The organism is Pseudomonas rosaeacicularis (assembly GCF_057128745.1).
On record NZ_JBSKHT010000008.1, the window covers coordinates 1 to 22,023 of the forward strand.

Annotated in this window: 25 protein-coding genes, 2 tRNA genes and 1 pseudogene; 9 read left to right on the forward strand and 19 right to left on the reverse strand. The window is 56.1% G+C overall.

The annotated features are described in order from the left end of the window. Positions 1-291, forward strand: a pseudogene (locus ACWKWM_RS11530) (saccharopine dehydrogenase); the annotation flags it as partial. A gap of 104 nt (positions 292-395) precedes the next feature. Here ACWKWM_RS11530 and hepT read toward each other — a convergent pair. The 7 genes from hepT to dapA all read right to left on the reverse strand — a co-directional run bounded on the left by hepT (position 396) and on the right by dapA (position 5,092). Further along, complete coding sequence (gene hepT, locus ACWKWM_RS11535; protein WP_483846276.1) at positions 396-821, reverse strand: type VII toxin-antitoxin system HepT family RNase toxin; 426 nt, start codon at positions 819-821, stop codon at positions 396-398. Further along, a complete protein-coding gene (mntA, locus tag ACWKWM_RS11540) occupies positions 811-1,206 on the reverse strand; it encodes a type VII toxin-antitoxin system MntA family adenylyltransferase antitoxin (protein WP_483846277.1) in 396 nt (131 codons plus the stop codon). Before mntA ends, hepT begins: the two co-directional genes overlap by 11 nt. Positions 1,207-1,352: 146 nt before the next feature. Next, a tRNA-Ser gene (locus ACWKWM_RS11545) sits at positions 1,353-1,442 on the reverse strand. Positions 1,443-1,535: 93 nt separating this feature from the next. Continuing rightward, complete coding sequence (gene purC / locus ACWKWM_RS11550) at positions 1,536-2,246, reverse strand: phosphoribosylaminoimidazolesuccinocarboxamide synthase (protein WP_483846278.1); 711 nt, start codon at positions 2,244-2,246, stop codon at positions 1,536-1,538. A 72-nt stretch (positions 2,247-2,318) separates the two neighbouring features. After that, positions 2,319-3,077, reverse strand: a complete 759-nt coding sequence (locus ACWKWM_RS11555; RefSeq protein ID WP_483846279.1) for an MBL fold metallo-hydrolase — start codon at positions 3,075-3,077, stop codon at positions 2,319-2,321. Next, positions 3,078-4,196, reverse strand: coding sequence for an NlpB/DapX family lipoprotein (gene bamC / locus ACWKWM_RS11560; RefSeq protein WP_483846280.1), 1,119 nt, complete (start codon positions 4,194-4,196; stop codon positions 3,078-3,080). Positions 4,197-4,213: 17 nt separating this feature from the next. Further along, the gene (gene dapA / locus ACWKWM_RS11565; protein ID WP_483846281.1) at positions 4,214-5,092 is read right to left on the reverse strand and encodes a 4-hydroxy-tetrahydrodipicolinate synthase; all 879 of its coding nucleotides are present in this window, start codon (positions 5,090-5,092) and stop codon (positions 4,214-4,216) included. Positions 5,093-5,418: 326 nt separating this feature from the next. Between dapA and ACWKWM_RS11570 the strand changes: the two genes are divergently transcribed. Both ACWKWM_RS11570 and ACWKWM_RS11575 read left to right on the forward strand, forming a co-directional pair. Continuing rightward, positions 5,419-5,982 (forward strand): glycine cleavage system transcriptional repressor, encoded by a 564-nt coding sequence (locus tag ACWKWM_RS11570; RefSeq protein ID WP_483846282.1) that lies wholly within the window; start codon positions 5,419-5,421, stop codon positions 5,980-5,982. Positions 5,983-5,991: 9 nt separating this feature from the next. Continuing rightward, positions 5,992-6,465, forward strand: coding sequence for a peroxiredoxin (locus tag ACWKWM_RS11575; protein ID WP_483846283.1), 474 nt, complete (start codon positions 5,992-5,994; stop codon positions 6,463-6,465). 114 nt (positions 6,466-6,579) lie between these two features. Here the strand turns inward: ACWKWM_RS11575 and ACWKWM_RS11580 are convergent, their stop codons facing one another. After that, on the reverse strand, positions 6,580-7,650 hold the full coding sequence (locus ACWKWM_RS11580; RefSeq protein WP_483846284.1) for an AI-2E family transporter: 1,071 nt from the start codon (positions 7,648-7,650) through the stop codon (positions 6,580-6,582). Between the two features lie 31 nt (positions 7,651-7,681). Next, entirely contained in the window at positions 7,682-7,933 is a 252-nt protein-coding gene (locus tag ACWKWM_RS11585) for a sulfurtransferase TusA family protein (RefSeq protein WP_483846285.1), read from the reverse strand. A gap of 147 nt (positions 7,934-8,080) precedes the next feature. On the opposite strand from ACWKWM_RS11585, the gene ACWKWM_RS11590 reads away from it, so the two are divergent. After that, the gene (locus tag ACWKWM_RS11590; protein ID WP_483846286.1) at positions 8,081-9,514 is read left to right on the forward strand and encodes a M48 family metalloprotease; all 1,434 of its coding nucleotides are present in this window, start codon (positions 8,081-8,083) and stop codon (positions 9,512-9,514) included. Positions 9,515-9,620: 106 nt separating this feature from the next. Here the strand turns inward: ACWKWM_RS11590 and nadA are convergent, their stop codons facing one another. After that, a complete protein-coding gene (gene nadA / locus ACWKWM_RS11595; protein ID WP_483846287.1) occupies positions 9,621-10,679 on the reverse strand; it encodes a quinolinate synthase NadA in 1,059 nt (352 codons plus the stop codon). Positions 10,680-10,834: 155 nt separating this feature from the next. Here nadA and ACWKWM_RS11600 point away from each other — a divergent pair, with 155 nt between their 5' ends. Beyond that, entirely contained in the window at positions 10,835-11,434 is a 600-nt protein-coding gene (locus ACWKWM_RS11600; protein WP_483846288.1) for a hypothetical protein, read from the forward strand. Positions 11,435-11,788: 354 nt separating this feature from the next. Next, positions 11,789-12,943 carry an epoxide hydrolase family protein gene (locus tag ACWKWM_RS11605; RefSeq protein WP_483846289.1) on the forward strand — a complete coding sequence of 385 codons (1,155 nt, stop codon included), beginning with the start codon at positions 11,789-11,791 and terminating at the stop codon, positions 12,941-12,943. A gap of 306 nt (positions 12,944-13,249) precedes the next feature. On the opposite strand, the gene ACWKWM_RS11610 is transcribed toward ACWKWM_RS11605, so the two are convergent. Continuing rightward, positions 13,250-13,510 carry a hypothetical protein gene (locus ACWKWM_RS11610; protein ID WP_483846290.1) on the reverse strand — a complete coding sequence of 87 codons (261 nt, stop codon included), beginning with the start codon at positions 13,508-13,510 and terminating at the stop codon, positions 13,250-13,252. Between the two features lie 197 nt (positions 13,511-13,707). On the opposite strand from ACWKWM_RS11610, the gene ACWKWM_RS11615 reads away from it, so the two are divergent. From ACWKWM_RS11615 to ACWKWM_RS11625, 3 genes are all read left to right on the forward strand, one after another. Next, the gene (locus tag ACWKWM_RS11615) at positions 13,708-14,154 is read left to right on the forward strand and encodes a thiol-disulfide oxidoreductase DCC family protein (protein WP_483846489.1); all 447 of its coding nucleotides are present in this window, start codon (positions 13,708-13,710) and stop codon (positions 14,152-14,154) included. Positions 14,155-14,890: 736 nt separating this feature from the next. Then, entirely contained in the window at positions 14,891-15,205 is a 315-nt protein-coding gene (locus tag ACWKWM_RS11620; RefSeq protein WP_483846291.1) for an RcnB family protein, read from the forward strand. 121 nt (positions 15,206-15,326) lie between these two features. Then, positions 15,327-16,001, forward strand: coding sequence for an HAD family hydrolase (locus ACWKWM_RS11625; RefSeq protein WP_483846292.1), 675 nt, complete (start codon positions 15,327-15,329; stop codon positions 15,999-16,001). 145 nt (positions 16,002-16,146) lie between these two features. Here ACWKWM_RS11625 and ACWKWM_RS11630 read toward each other — a convergent pair. The 8 genes from ACWKWM_RS11630 to tolR form a co-directional block, all read right to left on the reverse strand. Beyond that, positions 16,147-16,222: transfer RNA gene (locus ACWKWM_RS11630), tRNA-Lys, on the reverse strand. A 64-nt stretch (positions 16,223-16,286) separates the two neighbouring features. Further along, the gene (gene queC / locus ACWKWM_RS11635; protein ID WP_483846490.1) at positions 16,287-16,961 is read right to left on the reverse strand and encodes a 7-cyano-7-deazaguanine synthase QueC; all 675 of its coding nucleotides are present in this window, start codon (positions 16,959-16,961) and stop codon (positions 16,287-16,289) included. Between the two features lie 16 nt (positions 16,962-16,977). Continuing rightward, positions 16,978-17,625: a 7-carboxy-7-deazaguanine synthase QueE gene (gene queE, locus ACWKWM_RS11640; protein ID WP_483846293.1), complete on the reverse strand. Its 648-nt coding sequence runs from the start codon at positions 17,623-17,625 to the stop codon at positions 16,978-16,980. 173 nt (positions 17,626-17,798) lie between these two features. After that, positions 17,799-18,614, reverse strand: a complete 816-nt coding sequence (gene ybgF / locus ACWKWM_RS11645) for a tol-pal system protein YbgF (RefSeq protein ID WP_483846294.1) — start codon at positions 18,612-18,614, stop codon at positions 17,799-17,801. Between the two features lie 6 nt (positions 18,615-18,620). Then, entirely contained in the window at positions 18,621-19,121 is a 501-nt protein-coding gene (gene pal / locus ACWKWM_RS11650; protein ID WP_483837860.1) for a peptidoglycan-associated lipoprotein Pal, read from the reverse strand. A 52-nt stretch (positions 19,122-19,173) separates the two neighbouring features. Next, a complete protein-coding gene (tolB, locus tag ACWKWM_RS11655) occupies positions 19,174-20,424 on the reverse strand; it encodes a Tol-Pal system beta propeller repeat protein TolB (RefSeq protein WP_483846295.1) in 1,251 nt (416 codons plus the stop codon). Positions 20,425-20,471: 47 nt separating this feature from the next. After that, entirely contained in the window at positions 20,472-21,551 is a 1,080-nt protein-coding gene (tolA, locus tag ACWKWM_RS11660) for a cell envelope integrity protein TolA (protein WP_483846296.1), read from the reverse strand. Beyond that, positions 21,551-22,015 (reverse strand): protein TolR, encoded by a 465-nt coding sequence (gene tolR, locus ACWKWM_RS11665; protein WP_483846297.1) that lies wholly within the window; start codon positions 22,013-22,015, stop codon positions 21,551-21,553. Before tolR ends, tolA begins: the two co-directional genes overlap by 1 nt. Between the last annotated feature and the right edge of the window lie 8 nt (positions 22,016-22,023).

Sequence of the window (22,023 nt, forward strand, 5' to 3'; positions counted from 1 at the left end):
TGCATCGGAGATCTGGTCAAAGGCACCAAAGACGGCCAGCCGCGCGAGATGTTCATCTACAACGTCGCCGACCACGAGCAAGCGTTCGCCGAGACCGACAGCCAGGGCATTTCCTACACCGCAGGCGTACCGCCCGTGGCCGCAGCCCTCTTGGTCGCCCGTGGCGAATGGGACGTGCAGCGCATGGTCAACGTCGAGCAACTGCCGGCCGAGCCGTTCCTGCGGGCGCTTGACCTGATGGGCCTGCCGACGCGGATCAAGGACGAAAGCGGCGATCGCGCTTGGCAGTAAGGTCCTGAAAAAGAGGTGCGCCGAAGGATGGCGCACCCCGATTCACCCTCCTCCCCGAATTACCCTTCCCTTGTAGGAGGGCGCTTGCCCGCGATTGCAGTAAATCAGTCGCTCAAGGCTGCATCTTTGCGAATGATCGCCGAGCTAAACGCAACAAAATCGTCCAGATGCTCGGTAATGATTGCAACGGTGATCGGCAGTTGCAGCGTTTGGTATTCATGGACCGCGATGTTTCGAAAGCCGACCATATTTTTCATCGTCGCCAGCAAAGCAACATCCAACCATCCGCCACGGCTCAATAACTCGAACACATCACGAGCACTTTGCGGAACACCCAATTTTTCACGACGAATGAGGTGTTGGCCCATACCCAACGCAGCCTCGCACGCTCGCAGAATGTTCAGGATCGAAGCATCCTGACGGGTAAGGTCGGTTGCAAACGTGGAAGAGTCTTTCTGATACTCCTCCCGCGCCCAGGCGGCAAAACGTTCAATAGAGGCGGCTTTGTTGATCAGTACGTCATCGGGCATGGGTGAACCCTTCCTTTTGAATATCCTGCAGCAAGCCTGCCCTGGCAGTATCCAGGGCCGTTTTCTCGCTGAGAACAAACGCCTCGAACAATCCGGCTTCCAGGGACCGAGCCCATAGCCTTTGCCCTTTGGTCAGGATTTGGTGTTGCATCACGGTGGAAGCGGCACGAAGGTCGACAAGATCCACCGGCACATCGGCGATGTCCGCGAGTTCGCCGGATAGACGCCAGATCAAAAGTGGGTCCGCAGTGCCCGGAAGTAGAACCGCCAAGTCCAGATCGCTGTCAGCATTGGAATCGCCGCTGGCATGGCTGCCAAACAGGTAAATCGCTAATAAGCCCGGAAGTCGATCACGCAGATGCTGCGACGCTTTCTGGATATCCATCGGTTCACTCCGGAGCAATGCACCAATAGACCTTACCAGAAGAGCAAGGAATGCATTTCGTCCTAAACCTGCCCGAACATTGCGGGCCAGATACGAAAAACCCCCGATAACTTCAACGTTATCAGGGGTTTGGCGTGCAACAATAATGGCGGAGAGATAGGGATTTGAACCCTAGGTACTGTCGCCAGTACAACGGATTTCGAATCCGTCCCGTTCGGCCACTCCGGCATCTCTCCAACGGCGCGCATCATAACAGCTCAGTTGCAGAACGCGAACCCCTTTTTGAGGATTTTTCGCGTGCTATCAGATGCTTGCGTAACTTTCCCGGCTTAGAGCGGCACGCCCAGACGGTGGGCGACTTCTTCGTAGGCTTCGATGACATCACCGAGGCCCTGACGGAAGCGGTCCTTATCCATCTTCTTGCGGGTGTCTTTGTCCCACAGACGGCAGCCGTCCGGGCTGAACTCATCGCCGAGGACGATTTCGCCGTGGAACACGCCGAACTCAAGCTTGAAGTCGACCAGCAGCAGGCCTGCATCGTCGAACAGCTTGGTCAGCACTTCATTGACCTTCAGCGACAGCTCTTTCATGCGAACGAGTTGCTCAGCAGTGCCCCAACCAAACGCCACAACGTGGGATTCGTTGATGAACGGGTCGCCTTTGGCGTCGTCCTTGAGGAACAGTTCGAAGGTGTACGGATTAAGTTTCTGACCCTCTTCGATGCCCAAGCGCTTGACCAGGCTGCCAGCTGCGTAGTTACGCACAACGCATTCAACCGGGATCATGTCGAGCTTCTTGACCAGCACTTCGTTGTCGGCCAGCAGTTTGTCGAACTGGGTCGGAATGCCAGCAGCTTCAAGCTTCTGCATGATGAACGCGTTGAACTTGTTGTTCACCATGCCTTTGCGGTCGAGCTGTTCGATGCGCTTGCCGTCGAATGCCGACGTGTCATTGCGAAACAACAGGATCAAGCGGTCGGCGTCGTCAGTGGTGTACACCGACTTGGCTTTGCCGCGGTAGAGTTCTTCACGTTTTTCCATGATGGGCTCCGCTTGCTAAAGAGTTGGGCGAGGCGCCCGTTAAAAGTTGGGCCAGGCGCCCCGTTTGGGACGTCAGGCGATTTCGCGCCAGTCGAGCCCTGAATCTTGATCGGCCAATTGTAGCCAGTCCGGATCGCACCCGAGGGTGTCGACGAAACATTGCCGGGCCAGATGCGGCAGATTGTTCTTGCTGCTCAAATGCGCCAGCACCAGGTGCTGTAGATCCTGCCATCCCAACTCGCTCACCAGGCTTGCCGCTTGATGGTTGTTCAGATGGCCCCTTTCGCCACCAACCCGCTGCTTGAGGAAGTACGGGTAATGGCCACGAGCGAGCATGTCACGGCAGTGGTTGGCCTCGATCATCAGTGCATCGAGGCCGGTATAGCTTTGCAACACCGAAGGGCACCAGGAGCCAAGGTCGGTCAACAGTCCGAATCGGCGTTGCCCGTCGTTGAACACAAACTGCGTAGGCTCCAGCGCATCATGCTCCACAGCCACAACATCGATGTTCAACGCCCCAAGCCGCAACCCTTGACCGCCTGCCAACACTCCAGCGACTTCGACCGGCTTACGCAGGCCGCGAAACGTGCCGTCGCTCAGATACACCGGCACATCGTAGCGCCGGGCCAGCAAGCCCACGCCATGCACATGATCGGCATGTTCGTGGGTCACCAGAATCGCGCTCAGTTGCTTGCCACTGACACCTAGCCTGTCCAGCCGACGCTCGGTTTCGCGCAATGAGAAACCGCAATCGACCAGAACGTAAGTGTCGTTGCTTGCGATCAGCGTGCCGTTACCCCGACTGCCGCTGCCAAGAACTGCGAAGCGCACTTAACCCAGGTTGTCTTGAATCACACCCAGCACACGACGAGCGATTTCAGCCGGCGCGACGGTGTTGATGTTCTTCTCGACGGTGACCTGCACGTTGTCGCCCACTTTGCTCAGGCGGACCTGATAACGGTCGGCACGTGCTTCTTTCTGTTCCGTGGTTTCTTCACTGCTGAACATGCGCGCAAAGAAGCCGGGTTTGTTTTCAGGCTTATCGGCCTTTTCAGCCAGGTTGATGTAGTAAAGACCCAGGCTGCGGTTGATGTCTTCAACGCGCCAATCGCCCTGCCCCAACGCGCGGCCAACACTGGACCATGCGCGATCAAGGTCAGCACCCAGGTTCAGAACCGGGTTGCCGCTGCCGTCTTCGCTCAGGGAAACACGGCTTGGGGTGTCGTAATCCTGCGCTGCCAACAGAGAAACCGAACCGCCCTTCTCAGCCGTGCGGCTCAAGCTGGCGAGCATGTCATCGGTCAATACCGAGTCCAGGCCAACGTTGGTGCTGTTGGTTGGAAACTCAGCCTCGGACGTGCTGCCCGCCGGGCGTTGAACGCTGACTACGTAGATCTCGCTGGTGTTGCGCTGAACGCCCGGCTCGATGCGCACGCGCACTTTGGTTTCGGTGTCGGCGGCGGAGCCACCCGTGCTCATGCGCTTGGCGACCGCTGCGGACAGTTCGTCCATGCGCTGCCAGGAGGTGTTGAATTCACCCGTGGCAGGACGATCTTCGGCGATGCGGAAACCGTTGTCTTCAAAGTACTGATGCGCCACTGGCCAGACTTCAGCCGGGGAGCGCTGAGCCAGAATCCAGCGATTGTCGCCAGCTTTCTGCAGGCTGAAATCGCTGGCATCCTGGGTGGTCGCCAACGGCTGCGGACGCGGAACGTTGAATTCACCGCCCTTTTGAGCGTCGTCAGCCACGTTGCGCGGAATCGGCAACAACGGATCCAGACGCTTGGTTTCGGCAACGCCGGCAGGCAACTGCATGGGCGGTTTCTGAGTGGCTTCGAGGTAATCGCTGCTGCGATCACGGAAATAACCATCCTGGCCAAACAGCCAGCTGCAACCGCTGGTGCTGGTGATAATCAGAGCTAGTGCGGAAAGTCCGGCCAGTCGCTTCATTGCGTAGTGCTTCCTCATTAAACCAATACGCCGGACTGGCGCAGGGCCTGACGCAGCGGTTCGTGACAGGACTCGCTGAGCCAGGTGAGCGGCAGACGGATACCGTCCGGCATCAAACCCATTTCATGCAGGGCCCATTTCACGGGGATAGGATTTGATTCGATGAACAAGGTCTTGTTCAGCGGCATCAGTTTTTCGTGGAGCGCACGGGCTGTCACGGCATCACCGGCAATTGCGGCCTTGCACAGATCGCTCATGTCCCGAGGCGCAACGTTGGCAGTTACGGAAATATTGCCTTTGCCGCCCAGCAGCATCAATTCGACCGCTGTAGCGTCATCGCCGGAGAACACCAGGAAGTCGCTGCTGACACCAGCCAGGATGTCTTTGGCGCGCTGCAAGTCGCCAGTGGCTTCCTTGATGGCGATGATGTTTTTGATTGTCGACAGACGGATGACCGTGGCGGCCTGCATGTCACAGGCGGTACGGCCCGGCACGTTATAGAGAATCTGCGGGATGTCGACGGCTTCGGCGATGTGCTTGAAATGCTGATACAAGCCTTCCTGGGTCGGTTTGTTGTAGTACGGCGTTACCAGCAGGCAGGCGTCGGCTCCGGCGTTTTTAGCGTTGGTGGTCAGCTCGACCGCCTCGCGGGTGGAATTGGCGCCGGTACCGGCGATGACCGGAATGCGGCCATTGACCTGCTGGACCACACGTCGAATGACTTCGATGTGCTCGTTGACGTCCAGAGTTGCGGATTCACCCGTGGTGCCGACGGCAACAATGGCGTTGGTGCCCTCTTGCAGGTGAAAGTCCACCAGTTTGCTCAGGCTGTCCCAGTCAAGACGTCCTTGTGCATCCATCGGTGTGACCAGTGCCACCATACTGCCCGCAATCATGCAAACCGCTCCTGCCGGAAAAAGAGAGCGGTAATGGTACTGGCGCCATCAGCCTTGCACAAGCGAAGTACCGTGCTACGAGCATTCCCCTGAGCGACGGTTTTCGCTACCCTTCATTCTTTGATCGGTACTGGTCATCTGCGCAGCTCGTTCGATCACCCGTTTTCGTCGTCACAACCCCCGCTGCAGCGTTGTCTTCGCGTGCCGTGACCCGTTCACCCAAACGCGTATGGCCAGCGGCACGGGGGTATTTTTGAGGCCGGCGCTCGTCGAACCCGTCACGCAAGCCAATAATGTACCGACCGCTCATCGCTTAGGAATGCTGCATGTCGTCAATCCCCACAGTTCGCGAACAATTCCTTGTCATCAGTGCCCTTGGCGCCAACCCCATGGAGCTGACCAACGTCCTGTGCCGCGCCAGTCATGAAAACCGTTGCTCCGTGGTCAGCTCCCGCCTGACCCGTCATGGCGAATACAGCGCACTGATCCTCCAGATTTCCGGTAGCTGGGACGCTCTTGCCCGGCTCGAAACCGGCCTGCCGAACCTGTCCAAGAAACATGCCTTCACTGTCAGCGTGGTGCGCAGCGCTACCCTCGAAAGCCGCCCCGAGGCCTTGCCTTATGTGGCGTATGTCAGCTCGGCGTATCGTCCGGACATCATCAACGAGCTGTGTCAGTTCTTCATCGACCATAACGTCGAACTGGAGAACCTGATCTGTGACACCTATCAGGCGCCACAGACTGGCGGCACCATGCTCAACGCGACGTTTACCGTGACCCTGCCGGCCGGTACGCAAATCAGCTGGCTGCGTGATCAGTTCCTGGATTTCGCCGACGCACTGAACCTCGATGCGCTGATCGAACCATGGCGCCCACAAGCACCGATGTAAGGAAGCCTCATGGCCGTTGAACTGGATAAACCCGTTACTGATTTTCAGGTACAGGCTACCAGCGATCAGGCTGTCAGCCTGTCCGCGCTGAAAGGCCAGCAAGTGGTGCTTTATTTTTACCCCAAAGACAGCACGCCCGGCTGCACGACCCAGGGGCAAGGCTTTCGCGACCAGCACGAGGCCTTCAACGCTGCCAACACATTGGTGTTCGGCGTGTCGCGGGACAGTCTGAAATCTCATGAGAACTTCAAGGCCAAACAGGCTTTTCCGTTCGAACTGATTTCGGACAAGGATGAGTCGCTGTGTCAACTGTTCGACGTGATCAAGCTGAAGAAGCTGTACGGCAAGGAATACCTGGGCGTGGACCGCAGCACTTTTCTGATCGACAAAGAAGGCGTGCTGCGCAAGGAATGGCGCGGCGTGAAAGTGCCCGGCCATGTTGATGCGGTGCTGGAACAGGCTCAGTTGCTGAACAACGCTTGATGTTCATCCTGTAGGAGCGAATTTATTCGCGAGACGGCGAGTCTGACTCACCGCTCAAAGACCTCTCGCCAACAATTGGCTCCTACAGGAATCTTCAGCGTTCAACGGTTAGCCCTACAACAACGGCGCCACAGTCGGCTCATTACGCGGCCAGGCATCCAGCACGGCCTTGAACAACGTGGCCAGCGGAATCGCGAAGAATATCCCCCAGAAGCCCCAGAGCCCGCCGAACAGCAGCACCGCGCAGATGATGGCGACCGGGTGCAGACTCACCGCTTCGGAAAACAGCAGTGGCACCAGTACGTTGCCGTCCAGCGTCTGGATGATTCCGTAGACGGCCATCAAATAGATGAACTGATCGCTCCAGCCCCACTGGAACAGTGCGATGAATGCCACCGGCACGGTGACCACTACGGCACCGACGTAAGGCACCACCACCGAAATCCCCACCAGCATCGCCAACAACGCCGAGTAATTGAGGCCCATCGCCCAGAATGCGACGTAGGTCACTCCGCCGCAAATAAAGATCTCGATGACCTTGCCGCGAATATAGTTGGCAATCTGCCGGTTCATTTCTTCTGCAACGCGGGTAATCAGCGTGCGCTCGCGGGGTAAATATCCGCGCACCCAGCGGCCGATCATGCGGCGGTCCTTCAGAAAGAAGAACACCAGAATCGGCACCAGCACCAGGTAGATCATCATGTTGACCAGCAGCGGCAGGCTTGACAGCGAGAAAGTCAGCGCCCACTGACCGAACTTGCCGATTTCCCCGCGCGCAACCTCAATGGCCTGCAGCACCTGCTCATCCGACACCAAATGCGGATAACGCTCAGGCAGCAGCAACAACAACGACTGCCATTTGGCGAGCATGCCAGGAAGTTCGTTGAACAGGGTGATCAACTGATGCCAAAGCAAAGGCACCAGTACCAGCAGGAAAACCGCCAACGCCGCCATGAACAGCGTGAAGACCAACGCAACGGCGCCCCCCTCCGGCATGCGCAGGCGCTCCAGATGGATCACCAGTCCCTGCATCAGAAACGCCAGCACCAATCCAGCCAGCACCGGAGCCAGCATGCCGCCCAGAGTCAAAACGATCGTGAACGCCAGGACCAGCAATACCGCCAGCACCACCGCTTCCTCGTCGGAAAAGTAGCGCTGCATCCAGTCACGAAGCACCTTGAACATCAAAAATCCTTTGGGCCGAGGGTAAACAAAATCAAGCTTTGCGTAGCCAGTAGCGATATACGCCGTCGACCGCTTCTTCGTGTAGCAACACATGGCCAGACAATTTGGCGAAGGTTCTGAAATCACGCTGAGAGCCGGCATCGGTGGCCGTTACTTTCAGGACCGAGCCTGCGGTCAGTTGATTGAGTTCCATTTTGGCCTTGAGCAGCGGCAGCGGGCAGTTAAGGCCGCTGGCATCAAGCTCGGCGTCGCAGGTCTCGGGGCGCACTACAGCGTCAGACATCGTTTCTCTCCGGGCAGACACATTGAATTTCGTAAAAACACAAACCAAATTGCGAACGTCTCGCGCAAGAGCGCAAGAATACCCCACTCTGGTCAGCAAGCTATTGAGCCAGCTACAGTAAGGCCTTTCTGCCTTAGAGTTTCGTGCATGAATTTTTTGCGCCCCACCCTGCTGACGATTGCATGCTTGCTCGCCATGCCGAGTTCGGCCGATGACTTGCCGTCGCTCGGAGACGCCAGTTCTTCGGTCGTTTCCCCACAACAAGAACATGATCTGGGTCGCGCATGGTTAAGTCTGCTGCGTTCGGAAGTCGCGCAGCTCAATGACCCTCAACTCAAGGACTACGTTGAAACCACTGTTTACCGTCTGGCCGAAACCAGCCAGGTTCAGGACCACCGCCTAGAATTCATTCTGATCAACACACCGGAAATCAACGCCTTCGCCGCTCCAGGCGGGATCATTGGCGTCAACGGCGGCCTGTTTCTGCACGCAGAAAGCGAAGGCGAGTACGCCGCAGTATTGGCACACGAACTGGCTCACTTGTCGCAACGCCACTTTGCCCGAGGGGTACAAGCGCAGCAGCGCATGCAGGTGCCGGTGATGGCCGCGATGCTCGCGGGTATCGTCTTGGCCGCTGCGGGTGCAGGTGATGCCGGCATCGCCACCATCGCTGGCACACAAGCTGCTGCGATTCAGGAGCAGGCGCGCTTTTCTCGTCAGAATGAAGCGGAAGCCGACCGCATCGGCATTCTTAACCTGGAAAAAGCCGGATACGATCCGCGCAACATGCCGACCATGTTCGAGCGGCTGGCCCGTCAATATCGCTACGACCGCAAACCGCCTGAGTTTTTGATGAGTCACCCGGTGACTGAATCGCGCATCGCCGACACACGCAACCGCGCCGAGCAAGCCAAGCCCGGCGGCAAGGAAGACAGTCCGCAATATCAGCTGATGCGCGCTCGAGTCGCGTTGATTTACGAGGAAACGCCGGGCATGGCGGCCAAGCGTTTCCGCGCTCAACTGACAGAGAATCCGAAATCAGACGCTGCACGTTATGGCCTGGCGCTGGCGCAGACCAAGGCCGGACAACTGAACGAGGCGCGCGAATCACTCAAGCCGTTGCTCGACAAGGCCCCGACTGACATCACGTACAACCTGGCGCAGATCGAGCTGGACATCACCAATAACCGATTGCCTGATGCGCAGGCACGGGTTGAGCGCATGTTGTCTATCTATCCCGATAACTACCCGCTGATTCAGGAGCGAGCCGACGTGTTGCTCAAGCAAAATCGCGCACCGGAGGCGCAGAAAGTGCTGGAGAAACTGGTGAAGAGCCGGCCAGAAGATCCGGATGTCTGGTACATGGTTGCGGAAACGCGCGGCCTCTCCGGGGACACCATCGGCTTGCACCAGGCCCGCGCTGAATATTTTGCACTGGTCGGCGACTTCAAGCAGGCCATTCAGCAACTGGACTTCGCCAAGCGCCGAGCGAACAACAACTTCCAGCTGGCGTCACGAATTGATGCGCGACAGCAAGAGATCATCGCTCAAGAGCGGGCTGTGAAAGAGATGATGAATTAACACGCGCTCTGTAGGAGCCAACTTGTTGGCGATGCGCTGGACGCGGTGTGCCTGATACGCCGCCTCGCGAACAAGACTGCGCGTCCCGGTTGCTCCTACAGAGGATTCAAGCATTCCCCGCCAGCTTCAACCGCGCAGCCTGGGTGAAATCGAGCATGCGCTGCAGCGGCCTGACGGCGTGGGGAATGATGGCAGGGTCGACGAAAATTTCATTGGTGCCCTCACGCAAGCACTGGAGCGTGCGCTCCAGCGTATTCATCGCCATCCATGGGCAATGCGCGCAACTGCGGCAGGCAGCGCCGTTGCCAGCGGTTGGGGCTTCGATAAACACCTTGTCCGGGCACAGTTGCTGCATTTTGTAGAAAATGCCCCGGTCGGTCGCGACGATGAAAGTCTTGTTCGGCAAGTTCTGCGCCGCGGCAATCAACTGGCTGGTTGAGCCCACCGCATCGGCGAGATCGATTACCGACTCAGGCGATTCGGGATGAACCAGAATCGCAGCGTCCGGGTACAACGCCTTCATGTCTTCCAGCTGCTTGGACTTGAACTCTTCATGGACGATGCAAGCGCCGTCCCACAGCAGCATGTCGGCTCCTGTCTCACGCTGAATATAGCGGCCCAGATGTTTGTCCGGCGCCCAGATGATTTTCTCGCCGTTGTCCATCAGGCTCTCGACGATCTCCAGCGCGCAGCTTGAAGTCACCACCCAGTCTGCGCGAGCTTTGACGGCGGCCGACGTGTTGGCATACACCACCACTGTGCGCTCCGGATGCTTGTCGCAAAACGCCGAAAACTCATCGACGCCACAACCCAGATCAAGGGAGCAGGTTGCTTCGAGCGTCGGCATCAGCACGCGTTTTTCGGGGGTCAGTATCTTCGCGGTCTCCCCCATGAAACGCACCCCCGCGACCAGCACGGTCTTGGCGGGGTGATCTCTGCCGAAGCGCGCCATCTCGAGGGAGTCAGACACGCAGCCGCCGGTTTCTTCGGCCAACGCCTGAATAACCGGGTCGCAGTAGTAATGAGCGACCAACACTGCGTCCTGAGCCTTGAGCTCGGCGGCAATGTCGTGGCGGTACTGCGCTTGCTGTTCGGGCGTCAGGGGTTTGGGCTGTTTGGCATCAAGATGAGCCTGAACCAGAAGGCGTTCGGAAATCTGTGTCATGTTTGCTGGGCCTGAGTGCGCCTGCGCGCGAGCGCGAAGTTTACACCTGACGACAGACAGAAAAAACCTTCCCCGCTGAGCCCGTTTTAGGGTATTCAGCGATTTTCGCCCCCCTGCCTCTTTCAGGTAGAAGACGGCCCACTCCATGGCCAGAAATGTCCTACCTGATTCAAGCGCCCTCCCGACATCTTCAGATTCGCTCTGCTCCTATCATCCGGCCCGTTTCTGATTACGGCATGTATCCACGTCCGAAGAACGCCGTTCTACCCATGGCGGTGTTGCCTGAACCAAAATTTAATTATGAGAGATTAATTATGTTGAGAAACTTAAGACTGATCGCCTTCGTGCTCGCCACCTCTTTGATGGTGCCGATGATTGCCTCTGCAGAAGCAGTGCGCCCTGTCATAGGCAACAAAATTGAAGCCCACAGTGGCCTCCAAAATATTCAGGTGCGGATACTGCGCGTGGGCGAACGCCTCGATAATCGGGCACTGGTGCAAATTACCGGCATCGATCATGATTGGGATGGCCGCATTCAAAAAATGAACGTGGAAAAAACCTTTAAAGACGTTCGCTACTCCATTGAGGTGAAGGGCAAGCGGTACGTCGCACTGATCATGAACAGTGGAATAGGTGAACTGCACCTTCCGGGAGAGAGCCCGCCAGTGAATATATTTCCGAATTCTGCGTTGGCTTTAGAGAGCATACCGGAGCATTTCTTGACAGCTTACCTGCAGCAACCGGATGGCGATTAACAAACACCCCGCCTCAAAGTCCGGCTTCCACCAGGCTTACTGACGCGGGCACGTGTTTCACTTCGCAAAAGGAGCGTGGGCGCACATCAACAAATGGAGCGCCTTGGCGGCTGCACTGAACCCGCCAAGATCGGCAACAGCCAAAACCCCCAACGGTCAGCAGCCACAGAGTCGGGGCTGACAAAGAAGCATGTGCAGGCACATAAACCGACCGCACGCGGTCAACTGCAGGGCAAGATTGCGCTTTTGGTTAGACGTGAAATTTTTACGCATCGTAGAAGGCGTTAGCGCAGTCTTTGGCTCCGGCATCCTTGGCTTGTAGAGTGGCAAAGGCGCCCTACTTGAGAACAGCACATGCACATCGAACCTTTCCAACTCAATTTTCCCGAGGCGGCGCTCGCTGATTTACGCAGCCGCCTGCTGCTTTCACGCCTGCCTCAGCCGCTGACGGGCGACGGGTGGCAGGAAGGGATGGACTTGAGTGTTTTAAAAGATCTCATCAAGTACTGGGTCTCGGGTTTTGACTGGCGAGCCCAAGAATCCAGATTGAATGCCCTGCCGCATTTCATGGCCCATGTCGGCGATCAGAAGCTGCATTTCATTCATCAGCGGGGCGTTGGTCCCTCGCCTATGCCGTTGATCATCACCCATGGATGGCCCGGCTCATTTATGGAGATGCAGGACATCATTGCACCGCTGACCGACCCGGCCAGGTTTGGTGGGGATCCTGCGGATGCGTTTCATGTCGTTGTGCCCTCACTGCCGGGGTACACGCTGTCTTCAGCCCCTGCCAAAGGGGTTGGACCCTATGAGATAGCCGGTCTCTGGGCGCAACTGATGTCTGAACTGGGCTATGAGCGATTCGCGGCGCAAGGGGGTGATATCGGTGCCGGCGTATCTACATGGCTCGGGTTGCGCTTTCCTGAACGGGTCAACGGCATCCACCTCAATTACATACCCGGATCCTATCGTCCGCCGGCGGGTGAAGGCTCGCCAGAGGTCAGCGGTGAAGAACGCGCCTACCTCCAACGTGCCGCAGAGTTTGCCAACACCGAAGGGGCTTACGCACAGATCCAGCGCACCAAACCTCAGACGCTGGCTGTCGGGCTCAATGATTCCCCGGCGGGATTGCTGGCCTGGATGGCTGAGAAGTTTTTGACATGGAGTGACTCAAGTAGCGGTCAAGCAGCCATTGATCGAGATACGCTTTTGACCCATGTGACGCTGTATTGGCTAACCGAATGCATTGGCTCTTCGTTTCAACAATACGTTGAGGGGAGCAAACGACCCATTGCGCTGGCAACCGGGGCCCGCATAGAACCTCCACTGGGCGTCGCCCTGTTTCCCGCCGAACTTCCCATGCCACCGCGAAGCTGGGTAGAACGTTGCTATAACGTTCAACGGTGGAGCGTGATGCCCGCGGGTGGACACTTCGCAGCGTTAGAACAACCTGGACTGCTCGCTGAAGATATACGCGTGTTCTTCAGGCCTATGCGACGCAGAGCCTAGCGATCCTTGAATGGCCAGAGGAGACCTACCCTGCTCCCGCTTTGCTGCCGAGCGATGCGGCCGGTCATGCCAGGATACGCGCCATGTTCTTGCCAACGGCGGCAGACACATCCGCTTGTTGTTCCACGGGTTCGCGCTCAACTCAAGCAGCGGTTCGGGGCGGACGACGAGGCGGGAGTCGAATGGGCTGCTCACTGGTTTCGCGAAGGATTGAGGGAGGGCGGCTCAGTGCAGGCAATTCAGAACTGACAGCGACGCCAGCTATGAGCCAGGGCATGATCGAACGGCCCCGGCTCAAAAGCGAACTCAGTTTTTGGGCGGAGTCTGAATGGATTCTGGAACCGCGCTGGTAGGGACGAATGTCTTGTTTTCTTGGGCTTTTGCGTCTTTGGACTCAGCTTCAGCCTTGGCCGCCTTCTCGTTTTCCTTTGCGGCGTCGTTCATTTTGTCTTGAGCTTGCTCGGCATGATGCTGAGCTTGCTGCGCTTTGTCTTCGGACTTTGAGTCGCATGCTGACATACCAATTGCTGCGGCCAGGATCAGAGGACAAGCTAAAAACTTCTGCACGTGTGAAACCCCATGGTCATTTAATGAGTTACTTCGAACCTGGGCAGTCGAACGAAGTTCAACGAACAGGCACTTAGGCCAAGGCACTGAAAGTGTGTTGGCAACATGATGTAAATCAGGCCTTTGCTATCGCATTCCTGATCACCCGCCTGCATCAGCATGGCGCCGATTCATCCAGGCCTCGGAAAGAGAAGACCATGCGTAATAGAACGAATACCCAGCCTCCCCTCCTTGCTCCCGGGGATGTGGTCGTGCTTTTCGATGGCACCTGTAAGCTTTGCAACGGCTGGGCCCAATTCATCATTACGCATGATCGAGCGCACCTGATAAAGCTGGCTACGGTTCAGTCACTGGAAGGACAGAAACTGTTGGCGTGGGCAGGGTTGCCTACCGACAACTTCAATACGATTGTCATCATTCACGCAGACGAGTTTTTCATACGATCAGAAGCCATGTTCGAGATCACCGCAAGATTGCCGGCGCCGTGGAGCTGGCTGCAAATGACGCGAATCGTGCCCGGCAGAATGCGTGACTGGATGTACGACAAAATCGCAGTCAATCGCTACAAACTGTTCGGCCGGTACGATTGCGTCCAACTACCTGCGGCTGACCACAAACATCGGTTTTTCAACGCAAGCGACTGAATCGTCTAAAACACCCGATGTATTCGATTCGCAGAACAACACGTCTAGTTCGTCCTCAGGGCCACTTATCCCTGATCGAATTTTAGACCCGCCATTACTCAAATGAATAGTTTTTTCGATTTAGATATCTATTCGCATAGGTAGCGCGCATTCTCTGGAATCAATCCCGCTCCGTGGTTGAACCCGGAGACCCCATGAATTCGCAAGATCGACTCATCAAGTGGCACTTTCAATGGCAGCTCCTGAACGGATCTGCAATCTGCCGAGAGTGTGAAGCGCACCAGTCTGAAACGGACAAATCCCTGCCCTTTGAGCACCTGCCTGGTTGCCATTGCGCTCGGGAGGTAATTAATCCATGGGATGAACTTGACCTGGTTTGTCATGGGTATTCTTTGCCAAACCCAGCCTAAGCCATACTGCATCCGCGCACTGCGTAGCGTGCATCTCATTCTGATACTGACCATGTAGCGACCTAGTTCTACTGGCTCATCAAAAATTCCAATGCCGCCCAGCCCTTCGACTACAGACCCAAGTTGTTCGAACAAGACCTCCGCCCTGAAAACCTTTCTTGACGACAGTGAGAGAGCCCGATTGCTGTGCGCCGTTGCGCTCGCGGCAGTCACCCGCTGGATATTGATTGAAACTTCGATCAGCCAAACGGTCGATAAAATACCTGCGTATGACGTAGCGCTGTAAATCAAATTTCGGGCAGCCCATTCAAAACAGGAATATCACAATGACTCGCAGCAGCTTTCTTCCCAGCCTTGCCTTTGCGGCTCTGTGCGCACTGGGCAGTCTTGCTCATGCAGCCGAGCAGCCAACCGTCTCTCTTGATCGCCCGGGTGCAGGTGTACGTGAAATTAAAAAGGGCGACAACGTTCCGGACGAATATCAACGTGAAAGCCTTGCGCTCAAGGACTGGAAGCACCGAAACCTTGCCGCCCCAGAGAAGAATCAGCAGTGGGTAGAAATCCAGGACAAATATGCTCTGGTCAATATTCCCACCGGCACGATTTTGGAAATGGTTGAGAAGTCCAAAGTAGGCAAATGATTCAGGATGGCTCATCCGCGCCGGTTTGCATGTCGTCAACGCGTGCCGGCTCATTTCAAAGCTACTGGACTTGCAGCCTAGCGATTTTTGACATCCATCTGTAAAGCCGGAGAACAGACTCATGCGACCAAAAACATCGTTCATATTCGATTTGGACGGAACGCTCACCGACAGCGTTTACCAAAACGTTGCGGCTTGGAAGCAAGCACTGGATTCAGAGAAAATCCCGTTGGCGATGTGGCGTATCCACCGCAAAATCGGGATGAGCGGTGGACTGATGTTGAAGTCTTTGTCCCGTGAGACGGGCATGGAAATTACTGAAGAACAAGCAGATCGACTCAGCAAAAAGCATGCTGAGGTATATGAACAGCTGCAGGGCCAGATCATCGCACTACCCGGCGCGGTCGAGTTGCTGGAAGCGCTGACCAAAGACGGCCTCAAGTGGTGCATTGCTACCAGCGGCGGAGTTGATACCGCCAAAATAAATCTCAAAGCGCTTTCGCTGAGCTTCAACGACATCGAAATCGTGACACGCGATGACGTTCAGTATGGCAAGCCAGACCCCGATTTGTTTTTAGCAGCGGCCCATCGCCTGGACGTCCCGATCGAGGAATGTTTAGTCATTGGAGATGCAATCTGGGACATGCTCGCAGCACGACGCTGCAAGGCTACCGGCATTGGTTTGTTATCTGGCGGTTACGACATCGGTGAGCTAGAGAGGGCTGGGGCACTCAGGGTCTACGAGGATCCCCTGGATTTACTCGACCACCTTGACGAGATCGCTTCACGAAACTGAACAAAGCGCGAGTCACGAGCGGAGGCTGGTACAGGGTGCGATGAAGTAATGCTCAAACCACATCTAACCCGAAGCGCCTCACTTTGTTTGAGGCAAAAAAAAACCTGGAAATCCTCACTTTCGTGGGCCTTCCAGATTTTCAAAATGGTGGGTCGTGTGGGATTCGAACCTACGACCAATTGGTTAAAAGCCAACTGCTCTACCAACTGAGCTAACGACCCGCTTTGTGGTGGCGCGTATATTACTGATTTTTCTCAGTAATTCAACACCTGATTTGAAAATAATTTAAAAATAGCGGGTCGGGTCGCTTACACCCGCCGATGCAAAGCCTTCTGCACGCAGACGGCAGCTGTCGCATTTGCCACACGCCCGCCCTTGGTCGTCGGCCTGATAGCAAGAAACCGTCAGCCCATAATCCACACCAAGACGCATGCCGGCCTTGACGATATCAGCCTTGCTCAAGTTCTGAAGTGGCGCCTGAATGGTAAACCCCTGCCCTTCTACGCCGGCTTTGGTCGCAAGGTTAGCCATGCGCTCGAATGACTCGATGAACTCAGGGCGGCAGTCGGGGTAACCCGAATAATCCACTGCATTCACGCCGATAAATATGTCGCGAGCGCCCAGCACTTCGGCCCAACCTAACGCCAACGACAGAAACACGGTATTGCGTGCAGGTACGTAGGTGACGGGAATGCCCTCGCCTGGCGTCTCGGGGACGTCAATGCTGCTGTCCGTCAGCGCTGATCCGCCGATACCATTCAAATTCAGGCCAATCACCTTGTGCTCGATGACCCCCAGATCTTTCGCCACGCGCACAGCAGCGTCCAATTCGGCGCGGTGACGCTGACCGTAGTCAAAGCTCATGGTGTAGCAGACGTAACCGTCAGCACGCGCCATGGCAACGACCGTAGCCGAATCTAGGCCGCCCGACAGGAGAATTACCGCTTTTTTCTCGCTCATTGCTTGCTCACTCATATCAGCGTCCCGGTTCATCGTTCCAGAGGATCTTGTGCAGTTGCAGTTGCAACCTCACCGGCAGATTATCGGCGACGATCCAGTCAGCCAGATCTCTGACATTCAAATCGCGGTGCACAGGGGAAAACAGCACCTCGCCTGCGCGCCGCTCCAATCCATACTGGATGATCTTCGACACGGCCCAGTCGTAATCTTCCCGGGAACAGATAACGAACTTGACCTGGTCGTTGGCGTTAAGCAACTCGATATTTTCGTATCGGTTACGTGCCACTTCCTTGGAGCCCGGAGTCTTTAAATCGACAACGCGGCTGACACGGGGATCGACCTTGGAGATATCGAGTGCACCGCTGGTCTCAAGCGAGACCTCATAGCCTGCATCGCACAAGCGCTTGAGCAGTGGAATTGCATTGGGCTGGGCAAGAGGTTCGCCACCGGTGACGCAAACGTAACGCGGACGATAGCTGCTCACTTGTTCGAGTAACGAATCCAGAGTTTGGATTGTCCCGCCAGTGAAGGCGTAGGCACTGTCGCAGTATTCGCAGCGAAGAGGGCAACCTGTAAGGCGCACGAAAACAGTGGGCAAACCAGCAGTGCGTGTTTCACCCTGCAACGAGTAAAAAACTTCGGTAATACGTAATGTGTCTTGCATAAGGGCCACGGGCGTAACGGCTAAACAGGCCATCCGCCTCCGTCAGGCACTTCAAAGCACTCTGCGCACGCAGAATCCAGAGAAGCGAAAACAATACCGGAATTTCGGGTGCGAGATTCTAACGAAAAAAGCCGCGCAAAGCGCGGCTTTCTTGAATCGGCGGTCAGACTCTGTCAGAGACGCTGAAGATCTCTCTGCGCCAACTGAGCGGCTGAAGTCCCAGGATATTGGGCAACCACCTGCTGCAGAATACCTTTTACTTTGTCGGTGTGGCCTAAACGACGCTCGACATCAGCCAGCTTGTACAGAGAATCTGGCACTTTGGCGTGCTTGGGATAATTCTGACTGACTTTGGCAAAAGCCTGACCGGCGCCTTGAAGATCACCTTTGGCCAAGTTCACTTCACCCAGCCAATATTGCGCATTGCCCGCGTATTGGCTATTCGGGTACTTGCGCAGAAAGGCCGTGAATGCCTGACTGGCCTTGTCGAAATCTTTTGCCTTGATCAAGTCAAAAGCGGCTTCGTAATAAAGCTTTTCTTTTGCCGGATCAGGTGGCTCGCTGCCTGCCTGTGGGGCCTGGGCCGGTGCAGCGGAAGATCCGCCGGCATTGTTACCGCCGTCGGACGAAGAATTATTGGCAGCTGGTGCAGCGGGTGCGCCGCCAGCTCCTATGCGGGAATCGAGATCCTGATAACGCTCCAGAGATTGCTGCTTTATCTGCTGGATATCGTTCTGCTGGACTTCGACTATTCCGCGCAAGCGCGAAATTTCTTCCTGCATCTGTTGCAACTGCATGAACAGCTGACCTTGCGCCGAGGGTTGAGCCGTAGCCCCACCCCCGGCGTAGGCGCCGGCCGTACCATAACCTGATGGCGGATAACTGCTACCAGCAGAGCCAGAATTGTCATCGACCACAGGAACCGCACCCCACGCTGCAAGCGGAAGGGAGAGGGCCAAAACGGTTAGAGCACGGCGGCACGTTCGCATGTCAAATTACTTACGCAGTTCGACGCGACGGTTTTGAGCCCAGGATTGCTCGTCGTTGCCGGTAGCAACTGGACGCTCTTCACCGTAGGAAACCACTTCCAGCTGAGCTGGCGAAACACCTTGCAGGACCAGGTAGCGTTGAACGGCTTTCGCACGACGCTCGCCCAGAGCCATGTTGTACTCACGAGTACCACGTTCGTCGGTGTTGCCTTCCAGAACTACGCGAGCGCCATTGCCTTTCAGGTCTTTGGCGTGAACGTCCAGAGCGCGCAGGGCTTCTGGTTTCAGGTCCGAGCTGTCGTATTCGAAGTAGAAGGTGGTGATTGCGCGCAGAGCAGCTTCTTCGCTCAGGCTGCCGTCAACAGCACCAGTGTTAGCGCCGTAACCAGCGTTTGGATCTACAGCAGCGCCTTCACCGGCATTATCACCGCCTTTGGACGAGCAACCTACAGCTACAGCCATGGCCAGAGCCAGCGCAGCAAATTTACCAAACTTCAGCATTTCCATCGTAAAACTCCTAATGAACCCCAGTGTGTTAAGTAAAACGTGAAGCGCCGCGTCAGTTCAGGTAAGGGGACCAGGAAGGTTCTCTGACTTCGCCTTGAGCGGTAGGAAGCGGGAGCCTTACGCGTCCGTTAATGGACACGAGCATCAAGACTCCCCGGCCCTGCTGGCGGGTGGCGTAGATTACCATGGTGCCGTTGGGCGCAACAGTAGGCGACTCATCAAGGTTGCTGTCTGTAAGGATTTTAACGCTACCGCGCTGCAAATCCTGAGCTGCAACCTTGAAGTTGGTGAATCCATCCTGACGATGAATCATGACCAGCGTTTTTTCATCAGCCGACAGTTTAGGGTTGGCGTTGTAGTTACCGATGAAAGTAACGCGTTCTGCACCACCACCATTAATGTTGGTTTTATAGATTTGTGGCTTGCCACCCCGGTCGGATGTGAAATAAATGGTCGAACCATCTTTACCGAAGAACGGTTCAGTATCGATCGAGGCATCATTAGTCACACGGCTTATTTGGCGAGACGCTACGTTCATAACGTAGATTTCCGGGTTACCGTCTTTCGATAGCACAAACGCCAGCTTGCTGCCATCCGGAGACCAGGCAGGAGCACCGTTAAGACCTTCGAAGTTGGTGACTTGCTCGCGACGGCCAGTATCAATGTGCTGAATGAAGATGCGCGGACGCTTCTGTTCGAACGACACATAAGCGATGCGCTTGCCATCAGGCGCGAAACGCGGCGACAGAATTGGCTCGCGCGATTGCAGCAAGGTCACGGCACGGGCACCGTCGTAATCCGAACGTTGCAACGTGTAACGGGTATTCATGCCGCCGAAGCGTTCAGCCGTTACATACAGCATGCGGGTAGAAAATGCGCCTTTGATGCCGGTCAGTTTTTCGAATGACTGGTCAGCAATGTAGTGCGACATGTCCCGCAGCTGATCAGGCGTGCCCGACACATTGCCGGTCAACACTTGCTGTTCGGTTGCGACGTTGAACAGTGCGTACTGCACCTGCAGGCGTCCGCCAGCCGGGGTGATGCTGCCGACCATAACGTACTGTGCGCCCAGCGCCTTCCAGTCACGGAAAATGACTTCGCTAGCCTGAGTCGGCAGGCTGATCATGTTCTGCTTGGGAATCGGGGTGTAGTAGCCCGAGTTGAGCATGTCGTTGCTGATGATTGACGACATGTCTTCCGGCAACACGCTACCGCCCTGCCAACCGAACGGTACGACCGCGATCGGAGTGGCACGATCGCTACCGCTTGTGACCAGGATGTTCTTTTCGTCGGCAGCGGCCATTCCCGCTGCGCAACATAGAACGACAAGCAATCCTCGAAGAATGTTTATCACAAGGCTAGATCCTCAGGTGTGAATGTCATCTTGAATGACCGGTAAGGGGCGAAATCAGAAGGTTTCAGACCCTGCATTTCTGTCAAACGACCAATGTTCTTGACCGCAGCAACCGCGGAGCTATCGAAAGGCCCGTCTCCGCTTGCCTTGGCAACCGTGACCGACGTGATCGTACCGTCCGGCAACATGCCGATCTGTAGAACCACTGTCATGCCTTTACGCGCCGAAGGTGGTCGAGCCCATCCTTCCGCTGCTCGCGAACGAATCAGATCATCGAAGCTGCCCGCTGTTTCATCGCCACGTTCATCGGCCAATGCCTGTTGACGCTCCGGCTTGTCGGAAAGCAAGTCAGCCAACGCTTGGGCCTTCTTGTCTTCAGCAGACTTACGCGCGGCTTCCTGGGCTTTCTTGGCAGAATCGGCAGCAGCCTTCTTCTTGCTGTCCTCGGCCGCTTTCTTCTTGGCGTCATCGGCAGCTTGTTTCTTGGCGTCTTCAGCGGCTTTCTTTTTCGCGTCGTCGGCTGCCTGCTTCTTCGCTTCTTCGGCGGCAGCGCGCTTGGCGTCTTCGTCAGCCTTTTTCTTGGCGTCGTCTTCGGCTTTCTTCTTGGCTATATCTGCCAATTGTTTCTCTTCTGTAGCTTTCTTGGCGTCGTCCGCTTTTTTAGCCTCAGCCTTTTTTGCGTCATCGGCTTTTTTGGCCTCGTCTGCCTTCTTGGTTTCTTCGGCCTTCTGTTCTTCGGCTTTTTGAGCGGCATCCTCTTTCTTTTGTTCCGCCGCCTTCACCGCTTCCTGCTTCTCCTGCTCAACTTTCTTCTGCTCCATCTGCTCGACTTCTGTTTGTCGCGCAGCGGATTTCTTTGCCTCGCCGGCAAGCTTCTGGTTGGTCTGGGTCGTTGCCTGACTTTTAGACTTCAACTGGTAGAGCGTCGCTTGAACGATAGGCTTTGCCTCAGGCAGTTCCGGTGTCATCGCGAAACTGACGAAGAGCAGCCCAAAAATCAGGACGTGCAACGCCACAGCCCATACTGCGGGCCAGAAGTAGCTTTCCGAGGCTGTCGGCTCTCGAATTGGCTGCATCAGGGCGCCTCAGTAATCAAACCAACGTTCCCGACCCCGGCTTTCTGCAACCCACCCATGGTGCCCATGACGGCTCCGTAGTCGACAGTCTTGTCGCCGCGAATGAATACCTGAGTCTGTTTACCGCCGTCCCGACCCGCCTGGATGATCTTGGTCACAGCACTGGTCAGTTGCGGCAAGGTCATGGCCTTGTCCATCTGTTTGTCGGTATCGACTTCGGTGCCAAGGTTCCAGTAGTAGGTCTTGTCAGCCTTGATCGAAATGGTCAGCACCTGGTTGTTGTTGTCCTGGGGCAAGGCCTCGCTGGAGACCTTGGGCAGATCAACTTTCACACCCTGGTTAATCATTGGCGCGGTCACCATGAAAATGACCAGCAGCACCAGCATCACGTCGATGTATGGCACCACGTTCATTTCGGCGACCGGCTTGCGTTTTTTTCGTCGATCGCGAGCGATTAAAGCCATTTGGAAAT

Bases quoted from the DNA above. Each gene is read 5' to 3' on its own strand.
- queC (WP_483846490.1), bottom strand. From the start codon at position 16,961: ATGAGCGAGAAAAAAGCGGTAATTCTCCTGTCGGGCGGCCTAGATTCG.
- tolR (WP_483846297.1), bottom strand. From the start codon at position 22,015: ATGGCTTTAATCGCTCGCGATCGACGAAAAAAACGCAAGCCGGTCGCC.
- ACWKWM_RS11580 (WP_483846284.1), bottom strand. From the start codon at position 7,650: ATGTTCAAGGTGCTTCGTGACTGGATGCAGCGCTACTTTTCCGACGAG.
- ACWKWM_RS11615 (WP_483846489.1), top strand. From the start codon at position 13,708: ATGCGTAATAGAACGAATACCCAGCCTCCCCTCCTTGCTCCCGGGGAT.
- ACWKWM_RS11590 (WP_483846286.1), top strand. From the start codon at position 8,081: ATGAATTTTTTGCGCCCCACCCTGCTGACGATTGCATGCTTGCTCGCC.
- ACWKWM_RS11600 (WP_483846288.1), top strand. From the start codon at position 10,835: ATGTCCTACCTGATTCAAGCGCCCTCCCGACATCTTCAGATTCGCTCT.
- queE (WP_483846293.1), bottom strand. From the start codon at position 17,625: ATGCAAGACACATTACGTATTACCGAAGTTTTTTACTCGTTGCAGGGT.
- tolA (WP_483846296.1), bottom strand. From the start codon at position 21,551: ATGCAGCCAATTCGAGAGCCGACAGCCTCGGAAAGCTACTTCTGGCCC.
- mntA (WP_483846277.1), bottom strand. From the start codon at position 1,206: ATGGATATCCAGAAAGCGTCGCAGCATCTGCGTGATCGACTTCCGGGC.
- ACWKWM_RS11570 (WP_483846282.1), top strand. From the start codon at position 5,419: ATGTCGTCAATCCCCACAGTTCGCGAACAATTCCTTGTCATCAGTGCC.
- bamC (WP_483846280.1), bottom strand. From the start codon at position 4,196: ATGAAGCGACTGGCCGGACTTTCCGCACTAGCTCTGATTATCACCAGC.
- ACWKWM_RS11605 (WP_483846289.1), top strand. From the start codon at position 11,789: ATGCACATCGAACCTTTCCAACTCAATTTTCCCGAGGCGGCGCTCGCT.
- ACWKWM_RS11575 (WP_483846283.1), top strand. From the start codon at position 5,992: ATGGCCGTTGAACTGGATAAACCCGTTACTGATTTTCAGGTACAGGCT.
- tolB (WP_483846295.1), bottom strand. From the start codon at position 20,424: ATGGCCGCTGCCGACGAAAAGAACATCCTGGTCACAAGCGGTAGCGAT.
- dapA (WP_483846281.1), bottom strand. From the start codon at position 5,092: ATGATTGCGGGCAGTATGGTGGCACTGGTCACACCGATGGATGCACAA.
- ACWKWM_RS11620 (WP_483846291.1), top strand. From the start codon at position 14,891: ATGACTCGCAGCAGCTTTCTTCCCAGCCTTGCCTTTGCGGCTCTGTGC.
- nadA (WP_483846287.1), bottom strand. From the start codon at position 10,679: ATGACACAGATTTCCGAACGCCTTCTGGTTCAGGCTCATCTTGATGCC.
- ybgF (WP_483846294.1), bottom strand. From the start codon at position 18,614: ATGCGAACGTGCCGCCGTGCTCTAACCGTTTTGGCCCTCTCCCTTCCG.
- ACWKWM_RS11625 (WP_483846292.1), top strand. From the start codon at position 15,327: ATGCGACCAAAAACATCGTTCATATTCGATTTGGACGGAACGCTCACC.
- ACWKWM_RS11585 (WP_483846285.1), bottom strand. From the start codon at position 7,933: ATGTCTGACGCTGTAGTGCGCCCCGAGACCTGCGACGCCGAGCTTGAT.
- hepT (WP_483846276.1), bottom strand. From the start codon at position 821: ATGCCCGATGACGTACTGATCAACAAAGCCGCCTCTATTGAACGTTTT.
- purC (WP_483846278.1), bottom strand. From the start codon at position 2,246: ATGGAAAAACGTGAAGAACTCTACCGCGGCAAAGCCAAGTCGGTGTAC.
- pal (WP_483837860.1), bottom strand. From the start codon at position 19,121: ATGGAAATGCTGAAGTTTGGTAAATTTGCTGCGCTGGCTCTGGCCATG.